Genomic DNA, 16,056 nt, shown 5'->3' on the forward strand with positions numbered 1-16,056 from the left:
CTGAAAATGAAAAAATTACTCTTAATCATTGCTATAACCTTTTTTTATACAGGCACATCAAATGCCCAGCAGCCTTTTGATAAAAAACTAGTGCTGAAACAAATGATTTTGGCCAACGATTATTTTATGCAAAAATGGCCGGAAACAGGTAAAACAATCATCACTAATAAAGAACGTCCAAGTAATATCTGGACACGTGGGGTTTATTATGAAGGATTAATGGCTTTGCATGAAATTTTCCCAAAAGAAGCTTATTACAAATATGCTTATGACTGGGCAGAATTCCATAAATGGGGTTTTAACAGCGGGAACGTTACCCGAAATGCAGACAATTATTGTGCTGCCCAAACCTATATTGATTTGTACAATTTAGAACCGGATGCTAAAAAACTAAAAAACACCAAAGCCAATATCAACATGCTACTCAATACGCCTCAACTTGACGACTGGTCTTGGATTGATGCTATTCAGATGGGAATGCCTGTTTTTGCCAAATTGGGTGTGTTAGAAAAAGACAATCGTTATTTCGAGAAAATGTATCAAATGTATATGTACTCAAGAAATAAACATGGCGATAACGGGCTTTTCAATCCAAAAGATGGTTTATGGTGGCGTGATGCCGATTTTGATCCTCCATACAAAGAACCAAATGGCGAAGATTGCTACTGGAGCCGCGGAAACGGATGGGTAATTGGAGCCTTGGCAAAAGTATTGAGCATAATCCCTCAAAATGCGCCTCACAGAGATCAGTATGTAAAAGATTTAAAAGCAATGGCTGCAGCTTTAGTTCCAATTCAGAGACCTGACGGGTTCTGGAATGTGAGTTTACATGATCCAACAAATTTTGGAGAAAAAGAAACATCTGGAACTGCTTTATTTATTTACGGAATAGCTTATGGTATCAACAATGGAATTTTAAAGAAAGAAACGTATTTGCCTGTAATCGAAAAAGCATGGAACGCAATGACTAAAGATGCTTTGCACGATACCGGATTCTTAGGATTTTTACAGTCAACAGGAAAAGAACCAAAAGACGGACAGCCATTATCATACGACAAAATTCCTGATTTTGAAGATTACGGGTTGGGTTGTTTTCTATTAGCAGGATCTGAAATTTATAAAATGAAATAATGAAAAAAGCTTTTTTCTATTTTATTTCTTTGGGGTTTAGCCTATCTACTTTCTCTCAAAAAAAGGAAATTCCGCTGTGGGATAATATCCCGGATGCTATTGAATCTACAGAATATGCAGAAAAAATAGTAACCAATAAAGATGGCATTGCAGTAGATGTCCGTAAAGTAACTACTCCAACTCTCACAGCTTATTTTGCAGATCAGGAAAAATCAAACGGAACAGCTGTTATAATTTGTCCCGGAGGCGCTTACGGAATGCTTGCTATTGACAAAGAAGGTTATAAAGTAGCCGAATGGTTTAACAGCTTAGGAATTAATGCTTTTGTTTTAAAATACAGATTGCCAAGCGATTTGATTATGAAAAATAAAACTGTTGCGCCTCTGCAGGATGCGCAGGAAGCTGTTCGTCTGGTTAGAAGAAATGCGGCAAAGTGGAAATTAAATCCTAACAAAATCGGCTTCATGGGATTTTCTGCCGGAGGACATCTGGCATCAACTTTAGCGACACATTATGACGATAAAGTATATACTCCTTCTGATACCACAAGTGCAAAACCTAATTTTTCAATTTTAATTTATCCTGTAATATCCATGCAGGAAGGTGTTACACATCAGGGTTCAAAAGACAATCTATTAGGTAAAAATGCACAGGGAGAGATAGTCGAAAAATATTCAAATGAAAAACAGGTAACAGCTTCAACACCCAAAACTTTTTTAGTGCATGCAACTGATGATAAAGCTGTTCCTGTAGAAAACAGTATTAATTATTATCTGGCTTTAAAAAAAGAAAAAGTTCCGGCAGAAATGCATTTATATGAAAATGGAGGTCATGGTTTTGGTCTTGGGGTAAAAGGTACTAATGCGTACTGGTCTGAAACCTTCAGGAAATGGCTTGCTGTTAACGATTATATTTTAAAAGGTGATGGTTATGTTTTTACCTATTTTAAAGGGAATGGTGAAGATGGGCTACATTTGGCTTACAGTGAAGACGGTTACAAATGGAACACTTTAAAAAATGACACGTCTTTTTTAACTCCTGAAGTCGGAAAAGACAAACTTATGCGCGATCCTTGTGTAATTAAAGGTGGTGACGGTTTATACCACATGGTTTGGACAGTAAGCTGGACAGATAAAGGTATTGGATATGCTTCTTCAAAAGATTTGATTCACTGGTCAAAGCAGGAATTTATTCCGGTTATGACACATGAAGAAAAAACCAGAAATACCTGGGCACCTGAAATTACCTATGATGAAAAATCTAAAACCTACATGATTTACTGGGCTTCTACAATTGACGGAAAGTTTCCGGAAACCAAATCGGAAGAAGAAAAAGGATACAATCACAGAATTTATTATACCACAACAAAGGATTTTAAAAAATTCTCTAAAACCAGATTGCTTTATGAGCCGGGTTTTAATGTCATTGATGCTTCTATTGTAAAAACAAATGAAGGCTACACCATGTACTTAAAGGACGAAACAAAAGTCCCGGTTCAGAAGAATTTAAAAGTAGCGACCAGTAAAAAACTGGAAGGACCATACACAAAAGTAAGTGACCCCATTACCGGAAATTACTGGGCTGAAGGACCTACCGCTATTCAGATAAACAATGAATGGATTGTGTATTTTGACAAGTATACCCAGAAAAAATATGGAGCCGTAAAACAAACTTCTAAAGGCTGGGAAGATATTTCAGAACAGGTTAGTTTTCCTAAAGGCACACGGCACGGAACTGTAATTAAAGTTTCTGCGGCTGAAATTAACGCTTTAAAAGAAATAAAATAAAATAGTAATGATATAAAAAAAACAGCGAACTTAAAATTATTTAAGCTCGCTGTTTTTTATTTAATTATTCTCCAACAATATGAAGTTCATTAAATCCTTTTTCAACAATTAAGAAATGATTCAATTCGAAATCAACTGCACTAAATTCAATTTTTTCATTATCGATTTCTACTTCAGTAACTTTAAAAGGCAAACCTATAAAATTGATTTTGTATTTTCCATAAGGCGTTTCGTATTTTCCTTCTTTATGCAATTGGATAATTAATTCTTTTTCTTTTCCAATCGTTCTGAAAGACAAAAAGCTAAAACGGCCTTTTTTATAATCATAACCATCCTGTGCATCTTCATAAACTTCTGATTTTTCCTTGCCGATTTTAAAATAATAATCGAGTACAAGTTCATCAAATTCTAATTCTCCTACATATTGCTGAACCGGATATTTCGGAATAATTGATCCTGCTTTTACAAAAACCGGAATTTCATCAAATTTAGAATCCACCCAGACTTCCCGGCCTCCAATTGCAAATTCATTTGTCCAATAGTTGTACCACTCGCCTCTTGGAATATACATACGTCTTCCTACGGCATTAGGTTCTAAAATCGGACAAACTAATATATGATTTCCAAAGATAAATTCATCATTACGATAATGGGTCTGAGTATCATCCTGATCGTAGTAAACCAAAGGTTTTAACATTGGGATTCCTTCTTCGATATACTGCCAGAACATCGTATATAAATAAGGTAATAACTGATAACGGAGACTCACAAATTTTCGTGTGATGTTGATTACTTCTTCATCAAAAGCCCAAGGCTCCTGATTTCCGTGATCTCCTGAAGAATGCGTTCTGCAAAAAGGATGAAAAACCCCTAACTGAATCCATCGTGCGTACAATTCTCCCGTTGGCTGTTCGGCAAATCCTCCAATATCAGAACCAGTAAAGCCCATTCCGGAAATACTCATACGCTGCACCTGAATATTCGCAATCCATAAATGTTCCCATGTAGCTACGTTATCGCCTGTCCATGAAGAGGTGTAACGCTGTGCGCCTGAATAAGCAGATCTGGTAATTACAAAAGGACGTTTTGGATACACAAATCGTTTTACACCATGATAAGTAGCTCTTGCCATTTGGGTACCGTAGATGTTATGCGCTTTTCTGTGGCTGCAAGGATTTCCATCATAAAAGTGTCTGACATCCATTGGAAAAGTTTTATTCGGAACCTCCATAACGGCAGGCTCGTTCATGTCATTCCAGACTCCTTTTACTCCAATATCTGAGATTAATTCCTTAAACAATCCAGCCCACCATTCTCTTACTACTGGATTGGTATAATCCGGAAAATTACATTCACCCGGCCAGACTTTTCCTTTCATATAGGGGCCATCTGCTCTTTTACAGAAATAGTCTTTTTCCAGACCTTCCTGATAAACCCAGTAATTTTTATCTATTTTAATCCCCGGATCTATGATTACTATTGTTTTAAAACCATCTTCAGCTAATTCAGCAACCATTTTCTTTGGATCCGGAAAATAATCTTTATTCCAGGTAAAACATCGAAAACCGTCCATATAATCGATATCCAGATAGATGGCATCACAAGGAATTTTAAGTTCTCTGAATTTTGAAGTGATTTCTTTTACTTTACTCTCAGGATAGTAACTCCATTTACACTGATGATACCCTAAAACCCAAAGCGGCGGCAACTCTGGCTTACCGGTCAAATCAGTATACGTCGTAACGACATCCTGCATTTGGGGTCCGTAAACAAAGTAATAATTCATTTCGCCACCTTCGCTCCAGAAACTGGTTACGTTTCTTCTCTCCTGACAGAAGTCAAAAAAAGTACGGAATGTATTGTCAAAGAAAATACCGTAAGATTGTTTGTTATGCAGACCAATATAAAAAGGGACTACCTTATATAACGGCTCCTGGTCTTTGTGATATGCGTATTGGTCGGTAGCAAAATTTTCTACCCTTTTGCCTTTTAAATTCATTTGTGTGGCTTTGTCGCCAAGGCCGTAAAAACATTCACCATCTTTTGATGACTTACTCATTTTTACAATATTTCCACCATACTCATAGCTTTCTTCCCAATGAAAACCAAGTTCGTCTTCAAGAATTAAAAAGTCATTTAAATCATAAATCGACAAGCGTAGATCCGCCTTCTTGATTTTACATTTTACTTTACTTGTCCTGATTTCAAAATGATTTTCTTCTTCAGAAACATTCAGAAAATTATAGCCATGCAGCTGACTTTTATCAATTGCATACGAAAAATCATTACTGAAATAACCTTTTGTGGTAAAACGAAAACGAATTAAACTGTCTCGGAGAATAGTGACTTTTAAAATTACGTTATTATCCGTATTAAAAGAAATAGAATCACCTTCATGCTCATACGAAACGACTTTTGACGGAAATAAATTGCCTTTGTATTCTAATGCGGTATTTGTAATCATATGACTAATGAATTAATTTTAATGATGCTGCCTTTAATTTCAAACTTACAAAAAAACTTAGTAATCCCCTATGAATAAACGGTTTATTAACGAAAACGTTTTTTCTGAATGAGTGATAATTTACATCTCCAAAAAAAGCTAATTCAGTAATTTATATCCTTAAAAATAACAAAATCACAGTGTACAAATCAGCTGAATTATTTTACACGAAAGAATAAACCGTAACACTTAAAGGAGGCAAAATTAATTCAACCGAAAAATCCCTTCCATCGTAAGGAGAAGATTCAATTTTTAATATCCCTGAATTTACAACCCCGCTTCCTCCGTAAAGTTTAGAATCACTATTAAAAATTTCTTTCAGATTTCCTTTTTGAGAAATTCCAATTCTGTAATTCTCCCGAATAACCTGAGTAAGATTACAGACAATTATTAGGTTTTCTTCAGCTTTGTTTCCTTTTCGGATGTAGGATATAACTGCATTCTGATGATCTGAATAATTGATCCATTCAAAACCTTCTCCGCTAAATTGTTTTTCATACAAAGCCGGACTTGATTTATACAACTGATTCAAATCTTTAATTACATCTTTGATTCCTGAATGATAATCATATTTCAACAGATGCCAGTCCAGACTATTTTCAAAATTCCATTCGGCAGTTTGCCCAAATTCAGAGCCCATAAATAACAATTTTGTTCCGGGATGGGTAAACATATAACCGTAAAGCAACCTTAAATTGGCAAATTTCTGCCATTCATCGCCCGGCATTTTATACACTATGGATTGCTTTCCGTAAACTACTTCATCATGTGAAAAAGGCAGCATGAAGTTTTCGGTAAAGGCATAAGTCATCGAAAAAGTCAAATCATTTTGATGGTATTTCCTGTAAACCGTTTCTTTTTGAAAGTATTTTAAAGTATCATGCATCCAGCCCATCATCCATTTCATTCCGAAACCTAAACCTCCGGTGAATGTAGGCCTGGAAACCATCGGAAACGAAGTGCTTTCTTCTGCAATGGTCTGAACCCCGCTGAAATTAGCGTAAATAACTTCATTGAATTCTTTTAGGAAACTTATTGTCTCCAGGTTTTCCCTTCCACCATATATATTTGGTTCCCACTCCCCTTCATTTCTGGAATAATCGAGGTACAGCATAGAGGCTACCGCATCAACCCTTAAGCCATCAACATGATAGTTTTGAAGCCAAAAAACAGCATTACTAATTAAAAAAGCACGAACTTCGTTACGCCCGTAATTAAAAACAAGGCTTTTCCAGTCCGGATGATAGCCTTTTCTGCGGTCCGGATGTTCGTATAGATGTGAGCCGTCAAAAAATCCTAAACCGTGAGCATCATCAGGAAAATGTGACGGAACCCAGTCCAGAATAACACCAATACCCGCCTGATGCAGTTTATCAACCAAAACCATAAAATCCTGTGGTTTGCCAAAACGGGATGTTGGCGCAAAATATCCAACCAACTGATATCCCCATGAAGGATCATACGGATACTCCATGACCGGCATAAACTCGACGTGTGTAAAACCGGTTTCTTTAACATAAGCTACTAAATCATCTGCAAGTTCCAAATAGGTTAAAAACTTATTATCATCACCACGTTTCCACGAACCCAAATGAACTTCGTAAACCGAATAAGGTTTATCCAAAGCATTATGTTCGTGACGCAACTGCATCCACTTTTCGTCTTTCCAGTTATAGTCTAAATCCCAGACTACAGATGCCGTGTAAGGCGGTTTTTCGCAGTATAAAGAAAAAGGATCCGCTTTTTCAGTTATGATTCCGTCAATGTGAGACTGTATTTTGTATTTATAAATAGCTCCTTTGTCTAAATTGGGAATAAAACCTTCCCAAATACCTGATGAATCCCAACGCACCTGCAAAAGATGTTCTCCCTGAGTCCAGTAATTAAAGTCCCCTACAACCGAAACAGATTTTGCGGTCGGTGCCCAGACGGCAAAATAAACGCCTTTTACACCATCGACTTCAACTAGGTGCGCACCCAGTTTCTCATATAATCTGAAGTGTTTTCCTGCTTTGAATAAATCGATGTCAAAATCGGTAAATAAAGAATACGTAATAACGTTGGACATATATTGAGTTCTTAGTGATTAGTAACTAGTACTTAGTGAATAATGCCTAGTTCTTGCATTTAGTAATTGGTTATTTTTTTTTATCTAATAATCTAATTATCAATCCTTAATAGCGCCCATTATAATATAAAGAACACACTTTACTAATCACTGAGGACTAATTACTAAGGACTAAATATTAATCTATCCTGAAATTATCCGGAAGCACTACACCTTTTTTGACAACCACAATACCGTCTTTTATACTGTATAATTCATTGGTGAAATTTTCTAAATGTTTACCTCCGTTAATATGAACGTTATTACCTATTCGCACATTTTTATCGATTAAAGCATTTTTTATATAACAGTTGTCGCCGATTCCAATATGTATCTTATTGTTTATTGTATCGCGGTTCATTTCATCCAGATCCTGGTAAAAATCATTCCCCATTACGTATGAATGCTGAATCACAGTTCCGTCACCAATTCTGGAACGTATCCCGATTACCGAATTTTTAATTTCATTCGCATTAATGATACAACCTTCTGAAATTAAAGATTGATTGATGTTTGAATTTCTAAATTTTGAAGGTGGCAGTAACCTTGGACGTGTAAAGATTTTATTCTCATCATCAAACAAATTAAATTCTGGTATGTCAGCAGTTAAACCGATATTTGCTTCAAAAAACGAATCAATGTTTCCAATATCTGTCCAGTAGCCTTCATATTGGTAGCTTAGGATTTTATGCTTTCCAACAGCTTGCGGAATAATTTCTTTTCCAAAATCTTTGGTTTCAGGATCAGCCATCAAATCCTCCAATAATTGACGGTTAAATATATAAATACCCATTGAAGCAAGATACTTTTTGCCTTTTTCCTGCATTTGCTCACTTACTTCAGATTCCCATTCCGGTAAAAGCGAAGCGTGTGGTTTCTCAATAAAAGCTTCAATGAAACTTTCACGATTCGTTTTAAGAATTCCAAATTCAGGAGCATCTTTAGCATTTACCGGCAATGTAGCAATAGAAATCGCAGCATCAGCAGCAATGTGTGCTTCCAGCATTTCGTTAAAATCCATTTGATATAACTGATCTCCCGAAAGTATCAAAGCATATTCAAAATCATGTTTTAAAAAATGTGACATACACTGACGCACCGCATCTGCAGTACCCTGAAACCATGTTGGATTATCAGGTGTTTGTTCGGCCGCTAAAATATCTACAAATGACTGACTGAAAATGCTAAAATTAAAGGTGTTTTTGATGTGCGCATTTAGAGAAGCCGAGTTGAATTGTGTCAATACGAATATTTTAAAAATATCAGAATTGATACAATTGGATATAGGAATATCTACTAATCTGTATTTTCCTCCAATCGGAACTGCCGGTTTTGATCTAGTTTCTGTTAACGGATATAAACGTGATCCCTGACCACCTCCTAAAATAATAGCAACGACTCCCTTTTTGTTAACTTTCATTTTTCTGAATTATTTGGTTATATGTTTCGATATATTCTTGACAAACTCTTTCCCAGGAATGATCCGTTGACATTCCTTTTTTTATTATTTTATTAAATTTAGTTTTATCATCATACAGGTTTACAGCACGATTGATCGAATAACACACATCTCCAACCGAAGACTGGTCATGACAGATTCCGTTTCCATCATCTCCAAAATCAATTACGGTATCCCGCAAACCGCCAGTTCTTCTCACAATGGGAACTGTTCCGTAACGCAAAGCATACATCTGATTTAACCCGCACGGTTCTACTCTTGAAGGCATTAAAATAAAATCGGAACCGGCATAAATTAAATGGGCAAGTTCTTCATTATACCCGATGAAAACATTGTAATTTCCTTTATAATCGTTTTGCAACTGCAACAATTGCGTTTCAATATCAGGGTTCCCAGATCCTAAAATCAGGATATTTATATTCTCAAAATGTTCAGATAAAGCGAGTGCCGAAGCCTGAGGTAATAAATCCCCTCCCTTTTCATCAAATAATCTTCCAATAAAACTAAATAGCGGTTTTGAAGGATCTAAATCAAACCGTTCACACAATTTATCTTTGTTTTTTTGTTTTCCTGTTTCAAAATCCTCGATACTGTAATGTTCTTCAAGCATTTTGTCTTTTAAAGGATTCCAGACTTCAATATCTATTCCGTTTAGTATTCCCTTCGATTTGTTTCGTACAGAATTAAATAATGATTCCAGCCCGTTTGCCGAAACATTAATTTCATCCAGATAACTTGGCGAAACTGTGGTAACTGCATGCGCACATTTGACTCCGACAGCTAACGAATTCAGGGAATTATTCCATTCTAAAAACCCAACATGCCTTAAATCAAATTCTGGTATATAATGCAGTTTATCAGAACCAAACCATCCCTGATACAATCCGTTATGAATCGTAATAACAGTTCTGACATTGCTTAACACTTCATATTTATAACTAAACTGAAGCATAAACGGAATTAAACCTGTATGATGATCGTGGCAGTTTATAACATCAGGAATAGCATCACGTTGCATAATCCAGTCTAAAGTAGCTATCTGAAAAGACAGGAAACGTTCGATATCATCTTCGTAACCATAAATATTAGGACGGTCAAATAATTCTTTAATTTCTATCAGGTATAATTCGTAACCTAATTTATCTGTAGTTTCTTTTAACACACTGAATGGAAACTTAAAATTTCCTAATTCAGCCGTTCCCCAGTGCACACACTCAAAATTGTTTTCGTTTTTAAATTTAGTATTATAACAGGGAACTACTACCCTTACCTGATGCCCTGCGTTTTGTTGGTATTTTGGCAATGCCCCTACAACATCGGCTAATCCGCCAACTTTTGCCATTGGGTAGCATTCAGCACTAATATGAAATATTTCCATTTAAAGACTGCTATTTTTATAAAATTGGTACTAAATTAAATTAATACGTAAATTGCTATTATTCTGTAATTTTATGTTTTTTAAATTTAGGAAAAAACTAAGTAAAATAAAGCCCAAAAACAAAAATTATCATTATGCCAAAAAAATCACCAAATCCTGTAAAATCTTTAAAAATCCCTCTCTTTATTCTGCTTTCCAGTAAATTATGTGCTTTTATTTCACCTAAACTTGCTACACTTTATGCCGCCAGACTATTTACAACTCCTATAAAACATAAGGTTCCAAAAAGAGAACTGGATATGGACACAGCAAGTACACAAAAAACAATTCATATTCCGGCAATTGATAAAAACATTACAGTTTATGAATATGGTAAAAGCGAAAAGAAAGCTCTCCTTGTTCATGGCTGGTCGGGCCGAGGAACACAATTATTCAAAATTGCAGATGCTTTGATAGAAAAAGGATATGCTGTGGTAAGTTTTGACGCTCCTGCACACGGGAAATCAAAGGGCAATTCTACCATAATGTCTGAATTCATTGAATCAATCTTAGAAATTGAAAAACTATACGGAACGTTCGAAATTGCCATCGGGCATTCACTTGGAGGAATGTCAGTTCTGAATTCAGTAAAAAGTGGTTTAAACATAAAAAAGGCCGTAGTGATTGGCAGTGGCGATAAAGTGCAGGATATTCTGGATGATTTTATTTTTAAATTGGGTTTAAAACCCGAAATTAGTATTCATTTGCGTGATTATTTTGAAAATAAATATGAGGTAAAAATGGATGCCTTTTCGGCATACAAAGCGGCAGCCAAAACAGAAATTCCTGTTTTGGTAATTCACGACAAGGATGATCCTGAAGTTCCTGTAAAAGCCGGAATCCATATTCATAAACACTTAAAAATAGGTAGTTTATTTTTAACTGAAGGTTTGGGACACCGCAAAGTTTTAGGAAACCAAAGCGTAATTAAAAAAATTATAGAATTCATTCAGTATAACGATTAATTGAAACTACATGGATTTATTTGGAGAAACAAAGAACTGGGAAAACGATTTAAAACCCATTTTAAAGAAATACAAAGGGAAAAAACATCCTTTGAATTATAAAAACACCTATCAATTGCTGGTAATGGTCGTTTTATCAGCGCAGGATTCTGATGCTAATATTAATAACATTGCTCCTGCCCTGTTTGCTGAATTTCCTACCTTAAAAAGTTTATCAAAAACAGACAAAGACAGTTTTATACCTTATATCAGTAAAGTTCGGAATCATGCTACCAAAGCCGAATGGCTTCTTGAAATTGCAAAAACAATTAAAAATGACGACAACATTCCGTTAACGATGAACGGATTGACGGCTTTAAAAGGACTGGGAAGAAAATCTGCCAATGTTATTTTGAGGGAAACTCATCAGCCGGCAGAAGGAATTATTACCGATTTACATGTGATTCGTGTTGCTCCAAGACTTGGCATTGTAAAAGAAAGCAAGGACGGTAACAAAATCGAAAAACAATTGATGGAAGTTTTACCTAAAAAAATATGGTCAGAAATTGGTATGGCAATATCATTTCTAGGCAGAGAAATCTGTAGACCAAAACCTAAATGCGAAGAATGTCTTTTGAAAGACTGCTGTGAATATTATCTGAATTCTTTAAACTAAAATTTATATAAAATCTCTTTAACTAATAATTTGAATATGAATATTACATGTAAAAATTGTGGGCAGATTTTCAAAGGACATTATTGCAACAATTGTGGGCAATCAGCAGAAACCCATAAAATAAATGCACATTTTTTATGGCATGATATTCAACACGGATTATTCCATTTTGATGCAGGAATTCTGTATTCGCTAAAACAATTATTTACAAGACCGGGGCATTCTATTCGGGAGTTTATCGAAGGAAAACGTGTCAGACATTTTAAACCTTTGTCATTAGTTGCAGTTCTTGGAGCATTGTATGGCTTTTTATATCATTATTACCATATCGATTTATTTTCGAACGCCAAAAATTCTACCATAGATTTACACGACTACAATGAATGGATGGCAACACACTTTTCCTGGATAACTATTGCTACTATTCCAGCTTACACACTTGGAACTTTTATCGTATTCAGAAAAGAAGGTTATAATTTTTTCGAATTTTTTGTTCTCAATACTTTTAAAGCCGCACAAAGACTTTTTGTACAAGTCCTTACTTTTCCGGTTTTGTTATATCTGAATAGTATAGGGCATGCTAAATGGTTTTCAACTATGACTTATATAATTGGTGTAGTATTAATATTTTGGACTAATATTCAGTTTTTCAATAAAATATCCAGGACTAAGGCTTTCTTTTTAACCTTATTAAGTCACCTGATTTTTTTAATTTCTTTTCTGATAATTGCAGCAATAATACTTGTATTGAGTGGAAAAATGCCAGAATAAATAGAATATTTAGTTAAGAATAAAATAAATTGGTTTCTTTCTTTTTTTAAATCAAAACATTATCGTAATATTGCAATATAAAGATAAATACATGGGCGCAACTAAAACAGATCATTTTACGGACAAACAAAATCAAATTGCCATAATCGCAAAAGCTTTGGGACATCCTGCAAGAATTGCCATTATTGAATACTTGCTCAAAGTAAATACCTGCATTTGCGGTGATATTGTAAATGAACTTCCTCTTGCGCAGCCTACAGTTTCTCAGCATTTAAAGGAATTAAAAAATGCGGGACTCATTAAAGGAAATATTGAAGGAAATGCAATTTGCTATTGCATCGACGAAAAAACTTTTGACATATTAAAGGAATACTTTTCTAAAATTATCCTAACTGTTACAAATCAAAAATGCTGTTAATATGGAAATTGCTTTTGTTATCTCTACAATATTATTAATCTTATATTCAGCTTTAGCATTGTTTGACGGAGTGTATTTACATCTTTATAAATTTCGTTTGCATGAAAACAAAGAGAGTCAATTTGAGCATCTTACACATACCATAAGAGCCTTTTTATTTTCAGGTATTCTTTACACATTGTTTATTAGCATCGAAAATAACAACCTGTTTTTTATAGGCATACTATTTATTTTTCTTGACATTTTTATAATGATTATTGATGCATATACGGAAAAAGACAGTCGGGAATTTATGGGTGGTCTGCCTCGCTGGGAGTACATTATACATCTTTTGGTAAATGGTATTCATTTTGCCAGTATTGCTGTATTTCTGGCCCTTAAAATCAATCATACAAAAGAAGGTATGATGACCTTGCAAAATAGTTTTCAGGAATTTGAAAATTATAATTTTTTCAAAATAATCGCTCTAAATATTCTGCCTGGTTCTGTTTTAATAGGGTTACTACATGTTTTGGTTTATATCCCCAGATTTAATTTTTACTTTAGAAAAATGAGCCTTAAGTGTTGTTAAAAACTTTTTTTACTACAAAAATCGCAATATTGCAATAAACAGTTAAACAAAAAAAATATGAAACTTTCAGAAATTAAACAAATACTCAATACTGTTGAAGCAGTAAATTTTCAATTGCCAGACGGAAGCTACGTTCCGGAATATTTCCACGTTACCGAAGTCGGTTTAATTACCAAAAACTTCATTGATTGCGGAGGAACAGTTCGCAAAGAAACCGTAGTGAATTTTCAGCTTTGGAATGCTAATGATTTTGAACATCGTTTAAAACCGCAAAAACTAATTCATATTATCGAACTTTCAGAAAAAGTTTTAGGAATCGAAGATTTTGAAATTGAAGTAGAGTATCAGGATCACACTATTGGCAAATATGATCTGGATTTCAATGGTAAAGATTTTCAACTCCTCAACAAACACACGGCTTGTTTAGCTGAGGAAAATTGTGGAACGCCTAAAGAAAAAGCTAAACTGAATCTTATCCAACTTAATAAAGAAAACAATAATTCATGCACTCCGGGCGGAAGTTGCTGCTAATTTAGACCTAAAAAAATGCCAAATAAAGGACCATTATTTACAGAAATTGAACAAACCGTCTTATCATTTTATTTTGATGAAATTGATTTTGAACGCAAAAATATTTTACAGTCCCTTATTGATTTTATTCAGTTGAAAGTTGATAATCAAGAGGATATTCTGTTAAATTTTATTTGTACACACAACTCCAGAAGAAGTCATTTGTCTCAGATTTGGGCACAAACTGCAGCACATTATTACGGAATAAAAAATGTTTTTTGCTATTCTGGTGGTACAGAAGCTACAGCTCTGTTTCCAAAAGTTGCTGAAGTTTTAAAAAACACAGGCTTTAAAATTCAGAAACTTTCTGAAGAGAACAATCCTGTTTACGCCATAAAATTTGCTCATAACGAATCTCCGGTTATCTGTTTTTCTAAAACGTACGATGATGATTTCAACCCTAAAAATAACTTTGCCGCCATTATGACTTGTTCATCTGCAGATGAAGGCTGTCCTTTTATTACAGGGGCTGAAAAACGGATTCCGGTTAGATTTGAAGATCCCAAAGCTTTTGACAATACCCCACAGCAAACTGAGAAATATCAGGAACGCAGTTTACAGATTGCTAGTGAACTCTTTTACGTTTTCTCCCAAATAAAAAAATAATATGACTATAAATCATTGTACGCCAATTGCAGAAAGAAAAAAGCTGGGGTTTTTAGACCGATTTCTCACTTTGTGGATATTTATTGCCATGATAATTGGCGTTTCTATCGGTTATTTTATTCCGTCAAGCGGAAATTTCATAAACTCCTTTTCCAGCGGAACTACTAATATTCCGCTGGCAATTGGACTAATTTTAATGATGTATCCACCTTTGGCAAAAGTAAAATACGAGAAAATGAGAGAGGTTTTTAAAAACACAAAAGTCCTTGGAGCTTCGTTATTACTGAACTGGATAGCAGGGCCAATATTGATGTTTGCACTCGCACTTGTATTTTTAAAAGGCTATCCGGAATACATGATTGGTTTAATCCTTATTGGTTTGGCACGCTGCATTGCTATGGTCGTAGTCTGGAACGATCTTGCTGATGGAAATCGGGAATATGCCGCCGGATTAATCGCCTTAAACAGTATTTTTCAGGTTTTGCTTTATAGTGTTTACGCATATATTTTTATCACAATTCTGCCTCCTTATTTTGGCTATACAGGATTTAATGTGAATATAAGTATTAGACAAATTGCAGAAAGCGTGGGTATTTATTTAGGAATTCCTTTTGCGCTTGGCATTATAAGTCGCTATAGCCTGATAAAACTTAAGGGAGAAGAATGGTTCCAGAATAAATATGTTCCTTTTATCTCACCTGTTACGTTAATTTCCTTGCTGTTTACGATTGTAATTATGTTTAGCTTAAAAGGAGAATTGATTGTTCAGATTCCGATGGACGTACTTCGAATTGCGATTCCTTTGGTGATTTATTTTGTTATCATGTTTGTCATTAGTTTTTTTATCGGAAAGTATTTTGGTGCTGATTATTCAAAAAGTACTGCGATTGCTTTTACAGCTACAGGAAACAATTTTGAGTTGGCAATTGCGGTTGCAATAGGTGTTTTCGGAATTAATAGCGGACAGGCTTTTGCAGGTGTTATTGGGCCTTTGGTTGAAGTTCCTGCTTTGATTGCCCTTGTAAATGTGGCTTTTTGGTTTAGGAAAAAATATTTTCTTTAATAAACTAAGGTTCTAAGAGAATCTTTTATATCC

The 16,056-nt window shown here is 34.8% G+C and carries 14 protein-coding genes; 10 read left to right on the forward strand and 4 right to left on the reverse strand.

The window, feature by feature from the left end; all coding sequences use genetic code 11:
- Window positions 1–6: 6 nt before the first annotated feature.
- Together AAEO57_RS01235 and AAEO57_RS01240 are read left to right on the forward strand one after the other, a co-directional pair.
- A complete protein-coding gene (locus AAEO57_RS01235; protein WP_341688679.1) occupies window positions 7–1,131 on the forward strand; it encodes a glycoside hydrolase family 88/105 protein in 1,125 nt (374 codons plus the stop codon).
- On the forward strand, window positions 1,131–2,918 hold the full coding sequence (locus AAEO57_RS01240; protein WP_341688681.1) for a prolyl oligopeptidase family serine peptidase: 1,788 nt from the start codon (window positions 1,131–1,133) through the stop codon (window positions 2,916–2,918). The genes AAEO57_RS01235 and AAEO57_RS01240 overlap by 1 nt, the downstream gene beginning before the upstream one ends.
- A 64-nt stretch (window positions 2,919–2,982) precedes the next feature.
- Here AAEO57_RS01240 and AAEO57_RS01245 read toward each other — a convergent pair whose 3' ends face one another.
- From AAEO57_RS01245 to AAEO57_RS01260, 4 genes are all read right to left on the reverse strand, one after another.
- Entirely contained in the window at window positions 2,983–5,382 is a 2,400-nt protein-coding gene (locus tag AAEO57_RS01245) for a glycoside hydrolase family 31 protein (protein WP_341688683.1), read from the reverse strand.
- 202 nt (window positions 5,383–5,584) lie between these two features.
- Window positions 5,585–7,489, reverse strand: a complete 1,905-nt coding sequence (gene glgB, locus AAEO57_RS01250; RefSeq protein ID WP_341688685.1) for a 1,4-alpha-glucan branching protein GlgB — start codon at window positions 7,487–7,489, stop codon at window positions 5,585–5,587.
- Window positions 7,490–7,667: 178 nt separating this feature from the next.
- Complete coding sequence (locus AAEO57_RS01255; protein WP_341688687.1) at window positions 7,668–8,948, reverse strand: glucose-1-phosphate adenylyltransferase; 1,281 nt, start codon at window positions 8,946–8,948, stop codon at window positions 7,668–7,670.
- Window positions 8,938–10,365: a glycogen synthase gene (locus AAEO57_RS01260; RefSeq protein WP_341688689.1), complete on the reverse strand. Its 1,428-nt coding sequence runs from the start codon at window positions 10,363–10,365 to the stop codon at window positions 8,938–8,940. The genes AAEO57_RS01255 and AAEO57_RS01260 overlap by 11 nt, the downstream gene beginning before the upstream one ends.
- A 134-nt stretch (window positions 10,366–10,499) precedes the next feature.
- Here AAEO57_RS01260 and AAEO57_RS01265 point away from each other — a divergent pair, with 134 nt between their 5' ends.
- The 8 genes from AAEO57_RS01265 to arsB all read left to right on the forward strand — a co-directional run bounded on the left by AAEO57_RS01265 (window position 10,500) and on the right by arsB (window position 16,023).
- On the forward strand, window positions 10,500–11,369 hold the full coding sequence (locus tag AAEO57_RS01265) for an alpha/beta hydrolase (protein ID WP_341688691.1): 870 nt from the start codon (window positions 10,500–10,502) through the stop codon (window positions 11,367–11,369).
- 10 nt (window positions 11,370–11,379) lie between these two features.
- A complete protein-coding gene (locus tag AAEO57_RS01270) occupies window positions 11,380–12,024 on the forward strand; it encodes an endonuclease III domain-containing protein (protein ID WP_341688693.1) in 645 nt (214 codons plus the stop codon).
- 36 nt (window positions 12,025–12,060) lie between these two features.
- Window positions 12,061–12,795, forward strand: a complete 735-nt coding sequence (locus AAEO57_RS01275; protein WP_341688696.1) for a DUF3667 domain-containing protein — start codon at window positions 12,061–12,063, stop codon at window positions 12,793–12,795.
- A 91-nt stretch (window positions 12,796–12,886) separates the two neighbouring features.
- The gene (locus AAEO57_RS01280; protein WP_341688698.1) at window positions 12,887–13,213 is read left to right on the forward strand and encodes an ArsR/SmtB family transcription factor; all 327 of its coding nucleotides are present in this window, start codon (window positions 12,887–12,889) and stop codon (window positions 13,211–13,213) included.
- Between the two features lies 1 nt (window position 13,214).
- Window positions 13,215–13,784, forward strand: a complete 570-nt coding sequence (locus AAEO57_RS01285; RefSeq protein WP_341688700.1) for a hypothetical protein — start codon at window positions 13,215–13,217, stop codon at window positions 13,782–13,784.
- A gap of 57 nt (window positions 13,785–13,841) precedes the next feature.
- A complete protein-coding gene (locus AAEO57_RS01290; protein WP_341688702.1) occupies window positions 13,842–14,315 on the forward strand; it encodes a DUF6428 family protein in 474 nt (157 codons plus the stop codon).
- A 15-nt stretch (window positions 14,316–14,330) separates the two neighbouring features.
- Window positions 14,331–14,960: a low molecular weight phosphatase family protein gene (locus AAEO57_RS01295; protein ID WP_341688704.1), complete on the forward strand. Its 630-nt coding sequence runs from the start codon at window positions 14,331–14,333 to the stop codon at window positions 14,958–14,960.
- A 1-nt stretch (window position 14,961) separates the two neighbouring features.
- Window positions 14,962–16,023, forward strand: a complete 1,062-nt coding sequence (arsB, locus tag AAEO57_RS01300) for an ACR3 family arsenite efflux transporter (RefSeq protein WP_341688706.1) — start codon at window positions 14,962–14,964, stop codon at window positions 16,021–16,023.
- Window positions 16,024–16,056 lie beyond the last annotated feature (33 nt).

It is taken from the genome of Flavobacterium calami, from assembly GCF_038290035.1.
Classification (GTDB): domain Bacteria; phylum Bacteroidota; class Bacteroidia; order Flavobacteriales; family Flavobacteriaceae; genus Flavobacterium; species Flavobacterium calami.

Bases quoted from the DNA above. Each gene is read 5' to 3' on its own strand.
- AAEO57_RS01235 (WP_341688679.1), top strand. From the start codon at position 7: ATGAAAAAATTACTCTTAATCATTGCTATAACCTTTTTTTATACAGGC.
- AAEO57_RS01240 (WP_341688681.1), top strand. From the start codon at position 1,131: ATGAAAAAAGCTTTTTTCTATTTTATTTCTTTGGGGTTTAGCCTATCT.
- AAEO57_RS01245 (WP_341688683.1), bottom strand. From the start codon at position 5,382: ATGATTACAAATACCGCATTAGAATACAAAGGCAATTTATTTCCGTCA.
- glgB (WP_341688685.1), bottom strand. From the start codon at position 7,489: ATGTCCAACGTTATTACGTATTCTTTATTTACCGATTTTGACATCGAT.
- AAEO57_RS01255 (WP_341688687.1), bottom strand. From the start codon at position 8,948: ATGAAAGTTAACAAAAAGGGAGTCGTTGCTATTATTTTAGGAGGTGGT.
- AAEO57_RS01260 (WP_341688689.1), bottom strand. From the start codon at position 10,365: ATGGAAATATTTCATATTAGTGCTGAATGCTACCCAATGGCAAAAGTT.
- AAEO57_RS01265 (WP_341688691.1), top strand. From the start codon at position 10,500: ATGCCAAAAAAATCACCAAATCCTGTAAAATCTTTAAAAATCCCTCTC.
- AAEO57_RS01270 (WP_341688693.1), top strand. From the start codon at position 11,380: ATGGATTTATTTGGAGAAACAAAGAACTGGGAAAACGATTTAAAACCC.
- AAEO57_RS01275 (WP_341688696.1), top strand. From the start codon at position 12,061: ATGAATATTACATGTAAAAATTGTGGGCAGATTTTCAAAGGACATTAT.
- AAEO57_RS01280 (WP_341688698.1), top strand. From the start codon at position 12,887: ATGGGCGCAACTAAAACAGATCATTTTACGGACAAACAAAATCAAATT.
- AAEO57_RS01285 (WP_341688700.1), top strand. From the start codon at position 13,215: ATGGAAATTGCTTTTGTTATCTCTACAATATTATTAATCTTATATTCA.
- AAEO57_RS01290 (WP_341688702.1), top strand. From the start codon at position 13,842: ATGAAACTTTCAGAAATTAAACAAATACTCAATACTGTTGAAGCAGTA.
- AAEO57_RS01295 (WP_341688704.1), top strand. From the start codon at position 14,331: ATGCCAAATAAAGGACCATTATTTACAGAAATTGAACAAACCGTCTTA.
- arsB (WP_341688706.1), top strand. From the start codon at position 14,962: ATGACTATAAATCATTGTACGCCAATTGCAGAAAGAAAAAAGCTGGGG.